The organism is Neorhizobium sp. 05N33, from assembly GCF_056397445.1.
The window spans coordinates 236,049-250,683 of the sequence record NZ_JBFTNK010000007.1 but is presented as its reverse complement, the minus strand read 5'-3'; the positions used below and the strand labels follow the sequence as shown (position 1 = coordinate 250,683).

Sequence of the window (14,635 nt, the reverse complement as noted above, 5' to 3'; positions counted from 1 at the left end):
GAGCCGCGTCGATCTGGTCATAGGCCTTGTACTCGCCGAAGTACTTCGTGATCGCGGCCGTCAGCGACGTCTTGCCATGGTCAACGTGACCGATCGTGCCAATGTTGACGTGCGGCTTGTTGCGCTCAAACTTGCTCTTTGCCATTGAATGCTTCCTGTGAACATAAGGGTGGACCCGGCGACCGGGTTTGGTGTCGCCGTTTAAGGCTTTCCACTAGAATGCGCAAGACATAATTACGACGCGCGCCCGGACAAGGGGAGCCGGGCAAATCGGCTTGAAAATGCCCGGGGACGGTCGGTTCAGCACGCCCTCAGTTCAAGATCCGGACCGGCTCTGACTTCGGGCTTCGGCGAATTGACGTGCGCCAGAAGCGCAAAAAAGCCCCGCGGCCGGGTAAGGCCGCAGGGCTCCAGGTCCGCCTTTATCATGTTAGTATAGCACAGAAGTTTGTTCCGGGATCGTTTGTCAGCTGCCGTACCTACCGGCGGCCCCTCGGCACCGGATGCGCGGCTCAAAACGATGCGGGGAAACATGCCTCGTTCCGGCTGAGGCAGTGTCTAGTGTCCCACAGCATGGCGCAAGTCGCGCGATCGCCGGACCCGCTTCGACGGAGACGCAGGAAAGCGTTGCACCAACTGGCACGCCGTCATTGTAAATGGTTGAGATTATGGAGCGGGTAGCGGGAATCGAACCCGCGTATTCAGCTTGGAAGGCTGCTGCTCTACCATTGAGCTATACCCGCGGTGTGGTGTCCGATCAGAGACGAATGGTGGAGAGAGTTGGATTTGAACCAACGTAGGCTGAGCCAACGGATTTACAGTCCGTCCCCTTTAACCACTCGGGCATCTCTCCAGTTTTTCGTCCGGATCGTGAGACCAAGTTCGTCAGACCTTGAAGCTTGCCGCCCCTCGATCTGCGCCGCGTATATGACCGCCTCGTTCTCGTCTGTCAACACGAGGAAGAAGCAAAAATGACGAAAATAAATCAGCCGCTCTTTCGATCCGCCTCCCCGTCGAGGGCTTTGCCCGGAGAGCGAGGATGGCTATAAGGCCTGATGAGCAAGGACGACAAACAAGACAAATCCACCCGCGACACCCATTACGCAACGCTTCGGCGCGCCGTGCGCGACTCCAAGCGCGAGCGCGGAGAAATTCCGACGCCGCCCTTGAAGCGGCCGAAATCCAACAAGGACTGGAAACCGCCGCAGCTTCAGCCGGAACAGGTCTTCCTTTATGGCCTGCACACGGTGCGCGCCGCCCTCGACAATCCCGAGCGCAAGCTCATCAAGCTGTCGGTGACCCAGAACGCCTTCGCGCGGCTCGATATCGGCGAGCCGGAGACATTGTCCTTTCCGATCGAATTCGTTTCGCCCCAGGATATCGACAAGGTGCTCGGCCCCGAGGCCATTCATCAGGGCGTGATGCTGGAAACGCGGCCCCTCCCCATGCGCCGGCTGGAAGCGCTGAAGGCGAGTCCGCTTCTGCTGGTTCTCGACCAGGTGACCGACCCGCACAATGTCGGCGCGATCATGCGCTCAGCGGTCGCTTTCGGCGCCGGCGCGGTCATCACCACCCAGAGACATAGCCCGACCGAATCCGGCGTACTTGCCAAATCGGCCTCCGGCGCGCTGGAACTGATACCTTATATACAGATCACCAATCTCGCCGACGCGATCGAGGAACTGCACCGGCTCGGCTTCCAGACGATTGGGCTCGATTCGGAAGGCCCCGCCCCGCTCGAAGGCACGTTTGCCGGCGGCCGGATCGCTTTGGTGCTGGGTTCCGAGGGCAAGGGCCTGCGTCAGAAGACCCGCGAGACGGTCAACGCGCTTGCCCGTCTCGACATGCCGGGCGCTATCAAATCGCTCAATGTCTCGAACGCCGCCGCGATCGCGCTCTACGCGACACAGCAGCATCTCGCCAAGGCCGGTTGAGCCGAGCCGTTTTAGACTCCCATGCACGGGGCAAACGTGTCATTGGAAGTCTACCCAACCGACGTGACCAGCCGCCATGGAATTCATGCTCGCCACATTCGAAAAAGCCGCGCTGCTTGCGGGCAAAGCCATCCTGGATATCTACAGGGCCGGACCCAGCACCAGCTACAAGGCTGATAAATCCCCGGTCACGGAGGCGGACGAACGGGCCGAAGAGATCATTCTCGCCGAGCTTGCCCAAGCCTTTCCCGACATCCCCGTCATCGCGGAAGAATCGGTTGCGATGGGACGCATCCCGTCGATCGAGGGACGCTCCTTCATTCTGGTCGATCCGCTCGACGGTACCAAGGAGTTCATCAACGATCGCGAGGATTTCACGGTCAACATCGCCCTGATCGAGAATGGCATGCCGATCCTCGGTGTCGTTTATGCGCCCGCCCTCAAGGTCGCCTATCTCGGCGGCGGCGGACGGGCGGAAAAACTTGTGATCGACGACGAATTCGCGGTGACGAACCGGGTGCCGGTCGTCGCAAGGCCCGTCGAGGCCCGCCCGATCTGCGTTGCGAGCCGCTCGCATAATTCCGCCGAGACCGAGGCCTTCCTCGAGAAATCAGGCGCCGCCGATATCCGCAGCATTGGTTCCTCGCTGAAATTCTGCCTGCTGGCGGAGGGTGTCGCCGACCTCTACCCCCGCTTCGGCCGAACCATGGAATGGGACACGGCCGCCGGAGACGCCGTGCTCCGTGCCGCCGGCGGCAGCACGGTCACGCTCGACGGGGCACCGCTTACCTATGGCAAGACCGGCCGGGCAGACATGCTGGATTTCGCCAATCCCGATTTCATCGCCTGGGGATCGCGCCCTGGAAAGCCGTAGCAGCAATCCTATCGTCATTCCCCGTAATGTTGGCCAGTCAGGCCGCTCCGGTAACGCCTGACCAAAGCTGCCACAGGCAACCAAACCGACGCGTTGCATTCCCTTTCGGATGCGCTTAGGAAACCGCTGCGCGTGAGATTACCGGATAAAGATGAGGATCATTGATGCGTATTGTGATGGTTGGATCGGGTTATGTCGGCCTCGTGTCGGGAGCCTGCTTTGCGGATTTCGGACATGACGTGATCTGCGTCGACAAGGCTGCCGAAAAGATCGAAGCGCTGAAACAAGGCGTCATCCCGATCTTCGAGCCGGGCCTCGAGGCGCTGGTCGAATCGAACGTCAAATCCCGTCGCCTTTCCTTCACCACGGAACTCGGCCCCGCAGTCGCCGACGCGGATGTCGTGTTCATCGCGGTCGGCACGCCGTCGCGCCGCGGCGACGGCCATGCCGATCTCGGCTATGTCCATGCCGCAGCACGCGAAATCGCTGAGGCGTTGACCGGCTTCACCGTCATCGTCACCAAGTCGACGGTTCCGGTCGGCACCGGCGACGAGGTGGAGCGGATCATCCGCGAAACCAATCCGGACGCGGATTTCGCCGTCGTCTCCAACCCCGAATTCCTGCGCGAAGGCGCTGCGATCGAGGACTTCAAGCGCCCTGACCGCATCGTCGTCGGCCTTTCCGACGAACGCGCCCGCGGAGTGATGACGGAAGTCTATCGCCCGCTCTATCTCAACCAGTCGCCGCTCCTCTTCACCAGCCGCCGGACCTCCGAGTTGATCAAATATGCCGCCAATGCCTTCCTGGCGATGAAGATCACCTTCATCAACGAAATGGCCGATCTCTGCGAGCGCGTCGGCGCCGACGTCCAGGACGTTTCACGCGGCATCGGTCTCGACGGCCGCATCGGCTCGAAATTCCTGCATGCCGGCCCCGGCTACGGCGGCTCCTGCTTCCCGAAGGACACGCTGGCGCTCGCCAAAACCGCCCAGGATTATGAAAGCCCGGTGCGCCTGATCGAAACCACCATCGCCGTCAACGACACCCGCAAGCGGGCGATGGGCCGCAAGGTGATCGCGGCTGCCGGCGGCGACGTGCGCGGCAAGAAAGTTGCCGTCTTCGGGCTGACCTTCAAGCCGAACACCGACGACATGCGCGACAGCCCGGCGATCGCCGTCGTCCAGACGCTGCAGGATGCCGGCGCGATCGTTTCCGGCTACGATCCAGAAGGCATGGAAAACGCCCGGCAGCTGATGGCTATCGAATTCGCCGACGGCCCCTATCAGGCCGCCGAAGGCGCCGATGTCGCGGTTCTCGTCACCGAATGGAACGAATTTCGCGCACTCGATCTCGAGCGCCTGAAATCCGTCATGAAGAGCCCGGTTCTCGTCGACCTGCGCAATGTCTATCGCGCGCGGGAGGTGGAAGCCCATGGCTTTACCTATACCGGCGTCGGAAAAATGCACTAGGGCAGTCCTAAAGGCGGCGGGCCTGGAGTTTTGGGCTCTCCGCACGAGTTGCCCCGCAGATAGGGCAAGCGAAAATCACCCGGGCCGTGACCTGGTGCCGGACATCCGTGCCAGTCGCTTTTGGAGCAATCCTGCCGCGGAAGGCTTTAAAGCTGCATCCTGGTTGGGCATATTGCCTATCGATGATGTTTCGCCGCCTCATGCAAATAGGCTTGGGCCTGTCCTTGGCTGTCCCGCCCTCCGGTGGGAGCGTCGGTGCTGCCGAAGACTCCGCCGCTCCCGAATGCCGATACGAGCGTGCGGCATCGGACAAGATTGGTCGATTGTGCATCCGCGCCGAGACCTATAATCAGGATCTCTGCCGGGTGATGCAGCGGCTGGCCGTGACGAACGGGCTGCCGCCGGAATTTTTCGCGCGGCTGATCTGGCGGGAAAGCCTGTTCCGGGCCAATGCGGTGAGCCCGAAAGGGGCCGAGGGCATCGCCCAGTTCATGCCGGAAACCGCAAGAATCCGCGGCCTGAGGAATAGCTTCGATGTCATCGAAGCGCTTGCGGCATCCGCTCTCTATCTCAGGGATCTGCGCGACCGTTTTGGCAATTTCGGCCTTGCCGCCGCAGCCTATAATGCGGGCGAAGCAGGTCTCGAAACATTCCTGACGACCGGGCGGCTGCCGATCGAGACGCGCGACTACGTGTTTGCGATTACCGGCCATTCCGCAGAAACGTGGAAGGGCGATCCGCCGAAGACGGCGGCCCAGGCTCTCGATCCCGGAAAACCCTTCCTCGACGGCTGCCTACGGCTCGCCAATACGAGGCGGCTCAACGAGGCCGTCTTGATCGCGTCGGCGGATTGGGCGCCTTGGGGCGTGCAGCTTTCCGCGCACTACAATCCGAATATCGCCAGCCAGCTGTTTGCCACCACGATCAGCCGTCTGCCGGCGCCGCTCAACTCGGAACGGGCGCTCGTCGTGCGGCAGAAACGCGGCAATTTCGGCTATCGCCCGCGCTATGCAGCGCGGATCGGCCGCGCCACCAGAGCTGAAGCTATCGACTTGTGTGCCAGGATCAGGGCACACGCCGTGCCCTGCACGGTTTTCAGAAACTGAAGCGGTAAGCAGAAGAAGGCCTTCCGCTTGCCGCACATAGGTCTCGATCAGCAGTTTTGTGCCTGCCCAGGCGCGAGAGTTCCGTCCGCATTGGGCGTCGCGGAGCCGGAACCCTGTGGCAGGTTATTGGTCGTGGCGGAGCCAGAACCCTGCGGCAGGTTGTTGGGCGCGCATTTGGAGCCGCCGGAATTGCCGATCGTGCTGCCTGTCGAATTGGAATCAAGCGCGCCGCGTCCTGCTCCATTCAGCGGGGTGGTCGTATTGCCATTGAGCGTGCCGGAGCCAGTGGTTCCCGATCCCGGTACGGATCCGCTGGTTCCCGCAGAACCTGAGCCCGAAACGCCGCCGGATACTGATCCGGATCCCGAACTCGACTGGGCGACCGCGGCAGTGGCGAGACCAAGCGACAATGCGCCAACGGTGAGTATCTTTGCAAACATTGGATTTCCTCTCGTGGGATTTTCCAGACATGCCCTACGGCCGCCTAACCCTGCCGATCGCATAAGGTTTCCGACGTTCCAATCGCTTCCACCGAATAACGGCGGCGGGGTCAGGCGGCCATGTCGTGAATCTCCAAGGCGCCAGCCGTTCCAGCAAAAATGGAGCGGGAACAGGCGAGTAGGAACGCTGTCGGAATGCGTTGGAACGCCTACCTGATTAAGTATTTGATTTTAATGGTGCCCCCGCCAGGGTTCGAACCCGGGACCCCCTGATTACAAATCAGGTGCTCTACCAACTGAGCTACAAGGGCACTTTCGAGTGGGGAGTTACCAGATTTTCCCCTCCTGTAAAGAGAAAATCGCCGTAACATCACATACCGCGCATTCGAGTTGCGTTGTTTCATGCACGGGCGATGGCGCAAGGCGCTTGTTCAAAACCCTGTTTTTACTGTACTTAGTGCCGTCCCGCCGGCATGGTCCTGTCACAGGATCGTGTTAGCTCACCTGTTTACAGCGTCCCTTGCGCGCCCCGTCGGGCGGCGGCACCCTCAAAGGCCCGTTCATGTCGTCTGAGACGAACAAGTTCTCCATCATCGCCTCGACAGCCCCGGAAGCACAATCCGCGCTGGAAGAACTCGTACGGCTCTATGGCAATGTGCCGACCGAGGAAGCCGACGTGATCATCGCGCTCGGCGGCGACGGTTTCATGCTGCAGACGCTCCACGATACGATCAATACGGGTAAAAGCGTCTATGGAATGAACTGCGGCTCGGTCGGCTTCCTGATGAACGATTATCGCGCCCAGAAACTCCACGAGCGGGTGGCCGAATCGGTTGAAAACGAGTTTCACCCGCTGAAGATGACGACGGAAAACGAGGACGGCTCGACGTCGGTGGCACTCGCCATCAACGAGGTCTATCTTTTCCGGCAATCCTATCAGGCGGCCAAGCTCAGGGTAGAGATCGACGGCCATGTGCGGCTGGAGGAACTGATCTGCGACGGCCTGATGATCGCGACGCCCGCCGGTTCGACCGCCTACAATCTCTCGGCCCACGGCCCGATCCTGCCGCTGGAAGCGCCGTTGCTCGCCATGACGCCGGTCTCGGCCTTCCGTCCGCGGCGCTGGCGCGGGGCGCTGCTGCCGAACCACGTCTGCGTCGACATCCATATCCTCGAACCGGACAAGCGGCCGGTCAACGCGGTTGCCGACAATACCGAGGTGAAGTCGGTGCTGAAGGTGCGGGTGGCGCAGTCGACGGAAATCACCGCGCGTATCCTCTCCGATCCGAACCATTCCTGGTCCGACCGGATTCTCGCCGAACAGTTCAACAACTGACTCAGCGTCAGCTCACGCGGATGGAACCTGTTGCCCTCGCGTGAAGCTCAGCGCTTCGGGGAAAAGGCACGCAAAAAAGTGCGGGTAGCGTTTGCCGCCATCTGGTCGATCTCCGATTCGGGCGTCTGGCGACCGAGCTGCTGATCATAACGAAGGTCGGTCGCCAGAAGCGCCATGTACTGGCGGGCGGCGAGCGCCGGATCGTCGACCTCGAGATAACCGCCATGGGCGAGCTGCGCCAGGCGGGCTGCGATCGCCGGGTATTTCTTGCCCGGCCCGTATTCCTTCCAGGTCTCGAAAAGCTCAGGGAAGCGAGCGCCTTCGGTCTCGACCACCTTGCGAAGCCAGCGGCCGTTCGGGTCGCAGATCGCCTTGCGCAGGAGCTGGGCCGAAAACTGCGTCAGCTCCGTCTCGATGTCCTGCGGTGCCACGGGGAAGGTATCGAGCACGCGAAAGAAACCGGCGCTGGAGCGGTCGGTGATTTCAGCGACCACCACCTTGAAAAGATTATCCTTGTCGCCCAGCTGATTATAGATCGTCTGGCGCGACACCCCTGCCCTCGCCGCGATCGCATCAATGCTGGCGCCGCCAAAGCCTTCCTGGGCGAAAACATCGGCTGCAGCATTGAGGATCGCCTGGCGCTTGTTCTGCGCCGGCGGCCAGGTGTCGTAATCGCGCGGAAGTTCGGCAGACGAATTTTTCATGACATCACTATAGCGGGGCTTGACGGATTGGACAATTGTGTCCAAAATAATTTACATGATTGTTTAGGCCCACTCTCCCGTATCTGGCCGGCTCTCATATTCATCTCCCATAATCGTCCTCGCCTGCCGTTACCACGGCAGATGTGGTGACGGGAAAGGTTTTTTCCAAATGCAAAGCAGAGCTCCTTCGCATGCCCTGTCGCTCGGGCTGCTCTCGGCTATCGGGCTTTTCGCCCTCGACATGTATCTCCCGGCGCTGCCGACCATCCGCGCCAGCCTCAATGCCAACAGCCATGAGGTACAGGCGAGCCTGATCTCCTTCTTCGCCGCCATGGCGGTGTCGCAGATCGCCTACGGCCCGCTCTCCGACATGTTCGGCCGCAAGCGGCCGCTCTATGTCGGCCTCGCGCTTTATGCCATCGGCGCGATCGGCTGCGCGCTGTCGCCGTCGATCGAATGGCTGATCGCCTTCCGGTTCCTGCAGGGCATGGGCGCCTGCGCCGGCGTCGTCATCTCCCGCGCCATCGTCCGCGACCTCCATACCGGTCCGGCCGCAGCCGAGCTGATGTCGCGGCTGATGCTGGTGTTCAGCGTCTCGCCGATCCTCGCCCCGCTTGCCGGCAGCATCGTCACCGTGTTCGGCGACTGGCGGCTGATCTTCTGGGTGATGGTCGGTGCCGGCGCGGTCGGCGCCGTCGTTGCCGTGTTTTTCCTTGAGGAAACCCGCCTGCCGGCTGCGCGCAGCGAAAGCAGCCTCGCCGGCGCGCTCAACTCCTATGGCACGCTGCTCCGGGACCCCTATTATCTCGGGCTTGTGCTGATCGCCTCCTTCGGCATGTCGAGCTACATGATCTATGTGGCAAACTCGTCCTTCGTGCTGATCGAGCATTACGGCCTCTCACCGACCTTCTACAGCATCGTCTTCTCGTGCAATGCGGTCGCCTTCATCGGCATGTCGCAGCTGAACGGCTGGCTCTCACGCAAGATCGGGCTCCGCAAAGTGATCCGCAGCGCGGTGTTCGGTTATTCGACGATGATGGTCCTTCTTGCACTCGTCACCTCGCTCGGCATCGACCGTCTCGATGTGATGGCGGCCTTCCTGTTCGGCGGCTACGGCTTCCTCGGCCTGATCATCCCGACGGCGGCGGTGCTGGCGCTCGAACATCACGGCCGGATTGCCGGCACGGCGTCGGCGATGATGGGCACGATCCAGTTCGTGACGTCAGCGGTCGTGGTTGGCCTCGGCGGCATGTTTGTCGACGGCACCTCGCGGCCGATGGTCACGGTCATCGCGACATGCTCGGTGGTGGTCCTCCTGCTGTCGCTTGTCGTGCTGCGCAGCCGCCAGGGGGCCATGACGGCTGCGGCGGAATAAACCTCGCTTTCGCCCAACAAGAAAAGCGGCCGGACCTTGCAAGGTCCGGCCGCTTTCGTTTGTGATTGTTGCATGGATCGTCAGTCGACGTCGGCGACATCCACATCCGGCTTACCGCTGATGCGGTGCGCCAGGGCCGCTTCCATGAACGGATTGATATCTCCGTCCAGCACGTCGTCCGGCGCGGTGCTGGTCACGCCCGTCCGAAGGTCCTTGACCATCTGGTAGGGCTGCAGGACGTAGGAGCGGATCTGGTGACCCCAGCCGATATCGGACTTCGAAGCCGCCTCGGCATTCGCCGCGTCCTCGCGCTTCTTCAACTCCGCTTCGTAGAGCCGCGCACGCAGCATATCCCAGGCTTTGGCCTTGTTCTTGTGCTGCGAGCGTTCCTGCTGGCACTGCACCACGATGCCCGACGGGATATGGGTGATGCGCACCGCCGAGTCGGTGGTGTTGACGTGCTGGCCGCCGGCGCCCGACGAACGATAGGTGTCGATGCGGCAGTCGCTTTCATTGATCTCGATGTTGATCGAGTCGTCGATGACCGGATAGACCCAGATGGACGAGAACGAGGTGTGGCGGCGGGCGTTGCTGTCATAAGGCGAAATGCGGACCAGGCGGTGGACGCCCGATTCGGTCTTCAGCCAACCATAGGCATTGTGGCCCTTGACGAGGATGGTCGCGGACTTGATGCCCGCTTCTTCGCCGTCATGCACTTCCAGCAACTCGACCTTGAAACGCTGGCGTTCCGCCCAGCGGGTGTACATGCGCAGAAGCATGTTTGCCCAATCCTGGCTTTCCGTGCCGCCGGCGCCGGAATGGACTTCGACATAAGTGTCGTTGCCATCGGCTTCGCCCGACAGCATGGCCTCGACCTGGCGCCGGCCGGATTCCGCCTTCAGCGCCTTCAGCGCCTCCTCGGCTTCCTTGACGATCGCTTCGTCGCCTTCTTCCTCGCCGAGTTCGATAAGCTCGATATTGTCGTTGAGCTGTTGCTCCATGGCCTTGACGCCATTGATGCCGTCGTCGAGCTGCTGGCGCTCGCGCATCAGCTTCTGCGCTTCCGCAGCATCGTTCCAGAGGTTCGGGTCCTCTGACTTGTTGTTCAACCAGTCCAGTCGTCTTACCGCCTGATCCCAGTCAAAGATGCCTCCTCAGCAGGCTTATGGCCTGCTTGATTTCGTCGACTACATTGATGATTTCCGCACGCATGGCGCTTGTTCTTCGCTCTTTGTGTTGGGGTTTTAAGTGCCGTGGACATAGTTGCAGCGAGCCCGGATGTAAAGCCCCGGCCCGCCGACAAGGCTGCCGCTTCGGATAGCGATCAGAACAGACCCGGCATACCCGAGGTGACAGCCTGCTGCGCCTGGGGCGAATTGGTGAAGATCTGATCCTGGGTCATGTATTCGCCGTCGCCGATGACCTGGAAGACGTCGGCCGGGCCGGTGCCTGGCTTGAAGGCTTCGACGATCGTGTCCGGCTGGCCTTCCATGGCCGCCATGCCGGTCTTGCGATTGACCGCGACGAGCTGCATGCCGTCCGGCACGTGGAATTTTTCGGCAGGCGTCAGCTTGGCGGCCTGGGCAAGGAACTCGCCAAAAATAGGCGCTGCAAGACCACCGCCGGTGCCGGCACGGCCGAGCGGCGTCGGCGTATCGAAGCCGATATAAAGGCCGGCGACGAGGTTCGGGGTGAAACCGACAAACCAGGCATCCTTTTCATCATTGGTGGTGCCGGTCTTGCCGGCGACGTCGCGGTCCTTGACCGGAATCTTGCCGGCGGCCGTGCCGCGCAGCACCACGCCCTGCATCATCGAGGTGATCTGGTACGCGGTCATCGGGTCGAGAACCTGCTCGCGGTTATCGACGATACTCGGTTCTTCCTGATGGGCCCAGTCGTTGGAGTTGCAGCCGTCGCAGGCGCGCTCCTCATGGCGGAAGATCGTCTTACCGTAGCGGTCCTGGATGCGGTCGATGACGGTCGGCTTGATCTGCTTGCCGCCGTTGGCGATGACGGCATAGGCCGAGACCATGCGCATGACCGTCGTCTCGCCGGAACCGAGCGACATGGCAAGCACCGGCAGCATCTTGTCGTAGATTCCGAAACGCTCGGCATATTCGGCAACCAGTTCCATGCCCATGTCCTGTGCCAGACGCACCGTCATCTGGTTGCGGGATTTTTCGATGCCGGTGCGCAACGTCGACGGGCCGCCGGCCTCGCCGCCGTAGTTCTCCGGCTTCCAGACCTGGCCGCCGGAGACGATCTCGATCGGGGCGTCGAGGATGACCGACGCGGGCGTATAGCCGTTATCGAGCGCTGCCGAATAGACGAACGGCTTGAACGACGAACCTGGCTGACGCATCGCCTGGGTGGCGCGGTTGAATTCGGACTGCGAATAGGAGAAGCCGCCTGCCATCGCGAGAACGCGTCCCGTATTCGGGTCCATGGCGACGAAGCCGCCCTGGACTTTCGGTGGCTGGCGCAGCCGATAGGTCTTGGCCTGCGGATTGATCGGCTCCACGTAGACGACATCGCCGGGCTTCAGCACGCCGTCCGGCGATTTCGCCGGCTTGCGGGTATTGGTCGAGTCCCGATAGGCCCATTTCATGTCGTCGCCGTTGATCGTGCCCGTCTCGCGAGCCGCATCGACCTTGCCGGCCGCGTCGGCCGAAGGCTGCAGGCCGATCGTGGCGGATTTTGCCGATACTTCGGTCACGACCGCCAACTTCCATTCCGGCACGTCCGCAAGCGACTTCTGCTTGGCAAGTTCCGGGCCCCAATCCCAGGTTCCAGGCGTGCCGGTGGGGATCTGCGCTACCGGACCATGAAAGCCACGGCGCTCGTCATATTCCACAAGGCCATTCTGAAGGGCGCGGCGGGCAATCACCTGAAGATCGGGGTCGAGCGACGTGCGGACCGAAAGCCCGCCTTCGTAAAGCGCCTTGTCACCGTAGCGGTCGATGATCTGACGGCGGACTTCCTCGGAGAAATAATCCGATGCGAAGACATGGGCGCCGGTGCGGCGCTGCTTGACGCCGAGCGGCTGCTTCTTGGCGTCGTCGGCATCGCCTTGCGTGATGTAGCCGTTCTCGGCCATGCGGTCGATGACCCAGTTGCGGCGCTCGAGTGCCGCCTTTTCGCGGCGGAAGGGATGGTAATTGGCCGGCCCCTTGGGAAGCGCCGCAAGATAGGCAGCCTCGGCCGTCGTCAGCTCGGTCACCGACTTGTCGAAATAGGTGAGAGCTGCGCCTGCGATGCCGTAGGAGTTGAGGCCGAAGAAGATCTCGTTCAGGTAGAGTTCGAGGATCTTGTCCTTGGAATAAGTCTGCTCGATACGGAAGGAAAGGATCGCTTCCTTGACCTTGCGGTCGATCGTCTGGTCGCCGGTGAGAAGGAAGTTCTTCGCCACCTGCTGTGTGATGGTCGAGGCACCTTCGGGGCGACGGCCGGAACCGAGGTTCTGAAGGTTCGAGAGGACCGCGCGCCCAAGCCCCGTGATGTCGATGCCGGGATGGCTGTAGAAGTTCTTGTCTTCAGCCGACAGGAAAGCGGCCTTGACGCGATCGGGCACCGCCTGGATCGGCAGGAAGAGGCGCCGTTCGCGGGCATATTCTGCCATCAGCGCGCCGTTGCCGGCGTGAACGCGGGTGGCGACCGGCGGCTCGTAGGAGGCAAGAACCTCGTAGTTCGGCAGGTCCTTGGTCATCCCGGTGAGATAAATACCCACGCCGGCAGCCACGACCAGAAACAGGACGCAGGCCAATCCAAAGAGATAACCAATCAATCTTACCATATTGGAGCTACCGTTCAGCTTTCATTCGGCGCGTGAAACACACCATCGCATGGTTAGAGGCGTTTTGCACGGTGATCGAACCAGCGCAAGCCGGAAGAGGATCAATCGTCCGTCATCCATTGCGTCGGGGAACCACCGAGTAATCGCCCGAATGTGAGTAAAATAGGGCTCTTAGCTGCAATTTCCGGTGACTGGCCTCCCCTTGCATCATATTCGCCGGCGCCTGTGGCACCCGCGCCACGCGCATCTGGGAAAATCAGCCACCATTTGCCATCGCCCGGTCACGATAGCGCCTGATCGCGTCGATCATGCGGTCGATCACCTTCGAGCGCCACGACTCATCCAGAAGCAGCTTTTCATCTTCGGCATTGGACAGAAAGCCGAGTTCGAGGAGCACGGACGGAATGTCCGGTGCGCGCAGCACCTGGAAACCCGCGTAACGGTGGGGATTGTTGATGAGCCCGATCTGTCCCTCGAAGGATTCGACGACATTGCTGGCGAGCGCGATCGAAAACGCCTGGGTCTCGCGGCGGGTGAGGTCGAGCAGGATATCGGCGACTTCGGGCGGCCCGCTCTGGAGGGTATAGCCCGCAAGCTCGTCGGACAGGTTTTCGCGCGTGGCGAGGTTTTCGGCCATGCGGTCGGAGGCCTTGTCAGAGAGCGTATAGACGGTCGCGCCGCGGATATCCTTCTGGCCGAGCGTGTCGGCGTGCAAGGATACGAAGAGATCGGCATGGCCCTGGCGGGCGAGCGTCACGCGCTCGGAGAGCGACAGGAACGTGTCGTCGTCGCGGGTGAGGAAAACCTTGATACCCTCGACCTTGCTCAATCGTTCGGTAAGCGTCTTGGCGAATGCCAGCGTGATGGTCTTTTCCGGGGTCTTGGTGCCCGCCCCGGTGGCGCCGGCATCGATCCCGCCATGCCCGGCATCGACGGCAACGGTGAAGACATTATCCTTCTCGGCCATCGCCAACGGGTCCGGAGTGGCTGCCGCCGACGTCGCCCAGTTCTGGGTTTTCACCAGATCGGCAAAAACCTCCTTTGAGGCCATTTCCGCATCCAGGACCAAACGGTAGCTGCCGTTGTCGTTAGACTGCACCTCGGCGATCGACAGTTTTACCGGCCGCTTGGCAGTCAGCACGATACGAGCGCTCGACTCACCCATCGTGCCGTAGCGGATATCCTTGAAGAGGCCGCGCGCGGATAAATCCTCGGCAGGGAAGCCGAAGGCCGTTGCCGGCAGATCGACGATCACCCGTTCAGGCGCGGCGACGTAATGGACGGAGAATTCCGGTTTCTTCTCGAAATCGATGACGATCCGGGTGCGCGCCTCGTCACCGGCGACCCGCGCGCTGAAGGCGAGAAGCGGCGGCGGCGCGGCACCGGCGGAGCTCAAGGGGAGGGTCGCGCCGAAGCCTACCAAAAGGAGAAGAGCGCAACCGATTCGCGCAAAAAACCGTCCGCGGCCCCCGCCGCCGGCCGTCGCCGCGCCTGCCTTCACATCCGCCCTCAAAACGCCACTCGCATTCAAAGCCCCGCCGCCTATCAGGCAACCCGCATCAAAGTGCCCATTTTAGAAGGCATTTGCCCGTTAAAAGATGCGA

General features: G+C 61.7%; 12 protein-coding genes and 3 tRNA genes. 6 read left to right on the top strand and 9 right to left on the bottom strand.

The window, feature by feature from the left end:
* The 3 genes from AC1DLT_RS19685 to AC1DLT_RS19675 all read right to left on the bottom strand — a co-directional run.
* Positions 1–145 (bottom strand): GTP-binding protein (locus AC1DLT_RS19685; protein ID WP_421362637.1); only part of this gene is annotated, 145 nt, incomplete at its 3' end.
* A gap of 524 nt (positions 146–669) precedes the next feature.
* A tRNA-Gly gene (locus tag AC1DLT_RS19680) sits at positions 670–743 on the bottom strand.
* 25 nt (positions 744–768) lie between these two features.
* Positions 769–853: transfer RNA gene (locus AC1DLT_RS19675), tRNA-Tyr, on the bottom strand.
* Between the two features lie 202 nt (positions 854–1,055).
* Here AC1DLT_RS19675 and rlmB point away from each other — a divergent pair.
* The 4 genes from rlmB (at position 1,056) to AC1DLT_RS19655 (ending at position 5,383) form a co-directional block, all read left to right on the top strand.
* Positions 1,056–1,934 (top strand): 23S rRNA (guanosine(2251)-2'-O)-methyltransferase RlmB, encoded by an 879-nt coding sequence (gene rlmB / locus AC1DLT_RS19670; RefSeq protein WP_038542105.1) that lies wholly within the window; start codon positions 1,056–1,058, stop codon positions 1,932–1,934.
* 85 nt (positions 1,935–2,019) lie between these two features.
* The gene (gene cysQ / locus AC1DLT_RS19665; protein WP_477487844.1) at positions 2,020–2,808 is read left to right on the top strand and encodes a 3'(2'),5'-bisphosphate nucleotidase CysQ; all 789 of its coding nucleotides are present in this window, start codon (positions 2,020–2,022) and stop codon (positions 2,806–2,808) included.
* 164 nt (positions 2,809–2,972) lie between these two features.
* The gene (locus AC1DLT_RS19660) at positions 2,973–4,277 is read left to right on the top strand and encodes a UDP-glucose dehydrogenase family protein (protein ID WP_247137862.1); all 1,305 of its coding nucleotides are present in this window, start codon (positions 2,973–2,975) and stop codon (positions 4,275–4,277) included.
* 200 nt (positions 4,278–4,477) lie between these two features.
* Entirely contained in the window at positions 4,478–5,383 is a 906-nt protein-coding gene (locus AC1DLT_RS19655; RefSeq protein WP_477487843.1) for a transglycosylase SLT domain-containing protein, read from the top strand.
* Between the two features lie 47 nt (positions 5,384–5,430).
* On the opposite strand, the gene AC1DLT_RS19650 is transcribed toward AC1DLT_RS19655, so the two are convergent.
* Both AC1DLT_RS19650 and AC1DLT_RS19645 read right to left on the bottom strand, forming a co-directional pair.
* Positions 5,431–5,823 carry a hypothetical protein gene (locus AC1DLT_RS19650; protein ID WP_477487842.1) on the bottom strand — a complete coding sequence of 131 codons (393 nt, stop codon included), beginning with the start codon at positions 5,821–5,823 and terminating at the stop codon, positions 5,431–5,433.
* A gap of 235 nt (positions 5,824–6,058) precedes the next feature.
* Positions 6,059–6,134: transfer RNA gene (locus AC1DLT_RS19645), tRNA-Thr, on the bottom strand.
* 251 nt (positions 6,135–6,385) lie between these two features.
* On the opposite strand from AC1DLT_RS19645, the gene AC1DLT_RS19640 reads away from it, so the two are divergent.
* Positions 6,386–7,159 carry an NAD kinase gene (locus tag AC1DLT_RS19640; RefSeq protein WP_038549040.1) on the top strand — a complete coding sequence of 258 codons (774 nt, stop codon included), beginning with the start codon at positions 6,386–6,388 and terminating at the stop codon, positions 7,157–7,159.
* 47 nt (positions 7,160–7,206) lie between these two features.
* Here the strand turns inward: AC1DLT_RS19640 and AC1DLT_RS19635 are convergent, their stop codons facing one another.
* Entirely contained in the window at positions 7,207–7,863 is a 657-nt protein-coding gene (locus tag AC1DLT_RS19635; protein WP_038542099.1) for a TetR/AcrR family transcriptional regulator, read from the bottom strand.
* A 169-nt stretch (positions 7,864–8,032) separates the two neighbouring features.
* On the opposite strand from AC1DLT_RS19635, the gene AC1DLT_RS19630 reads away from it, so the two are divergent.
* The gene (locus AC1DLT_RS19630) at positions 8,033–9,238 is read left to right on the top strand and encodes a multidrug effflux MFS transporter (protein ID WP_247034015.1); all 1,206 of its coding nucleotides are present in this window, start codon (positions 8,033–8,035) and stop codon (positions 9,236–9,238) included.
* 80 nt (positions 9,239–9,318) lie between these two features.
* Here AC1DLT_RS19630 and prfB read toward each other — a convergent pair.
* The 3 genes from prfB to AC1DLT_RS19615 form a co-directional block, all read right to left on the bottom strand.
* Positions 9,319–10,450 (bottom strand): peptide chain release factor 2 gene (gene prfB / locus AC1DLT_RS19625; RefSeq protein WP_157885108.1). Its coding sequence is split into 2 segments (ribosomal slippage): positions 9,319–10,380 and positions 10,382–10,450, totalling 1,131 coding nucleotides; the frame shifts between segments, so codons are not numbered across the junction.
* Between the two features lie 112 nt (positions 10,451–10,562).
* Positions 10,563–13,031 (bottom strand): penicillin-binding protein 1A, encoded by a 2,469-nt coding sequence (locus tag AC1DLT_RS19620; protein ID WP_477487841.1) that lies wholly within the window; start codon positions 13,029–13,031, stop codon positions 10,563–10,565.
* A 256-nt stretch (positions 13,032–13,287) separates the two neighbouring features.
* Positions 13,288–14,532, bottom strand: coding sequence for an N-acetylmuramoyl-L-alanine amidase (locus AC1DLT_RS19615; protein WP_477487840.1), 1,245 nt, complete (start codon positions 14,530–14,532; stop codon positions 13,288–13,290).
* Between the last annotated feature and the right edge of the window lie 103 nt (positions 14,533–14,635).

What these genes read in the sequence shown, in the direction of transcription:
- AC1DLT_RS19660 (WP_247137862.1), top strand. Translation starts at nt 2,973, where the DNA reads ATGCGTATTGTGATGGTTGGATCGGGTTATGTCGGCCTCGTGTCGGGA.
- AC1DLT_RS19630 (WP_247034015.1), top strand. Translation starts at nt 8,033, where the DNA reads ATGCAAAGCAGAGCTCCTTCGCATGCCCTGTCGCTCGGGCTGCTCTCG.
- cysQ (WP_477487844.1), top strand. Translation starts at nt 2,020, where the DNA reads ATGCTCGCCACATTCGAAAAAGCCGCGCTGCTTGCGGGCAAAGCCATC.
- AC1DLT_RS19640 (WP_038549040.1), top strand. Translation starts at nt 6,386, where the DNA reads ATGTCGTCTGAGACGAACAAGTTCTCCATCATCGCCTCGACAGCCCCG.
- AC1DLT_RS19655 (WP_477487843.1), top strand. Translation starts at nt 4,478, where the DNA reads ATGCAAATAGGCTTGGGCCTGTCCTTGGCTGTCCCGCCCTCCGGTGGG.
- AC1DLT_RS19635 (WP_038542099.1), bottom strand. Translation starts at nt 7,863, where the DNA reads ATGAAAAATTCGTCTGCCGAACTTCCGCGCGATTACGACACCTGGCCG.
- rlmB (WP_038542105.1), top strand. Translation starts at nt 1,056, where the DNA reads ATGAGCAAGGACGACAAACAAGACAAATCCACCCGCGACACCCATTAC.
- AC1DLT_RS19650 (WP_477487842.1), bottom strand. Translation starts at nt 5,823, where the DNA reads ATGTTTGCAAAGATACTCACCGTTGGCGCATTGTCGCTTGGTCTCGCC.
- AC1DLT_RS19620 (WP_477487841.1), bottom strand. Translation starts at nt 13,031, where the DNA reads ATGGTAAGATTGATTGGTTATCTCTTTGGATTGGCCTGCGTCCTGTTT.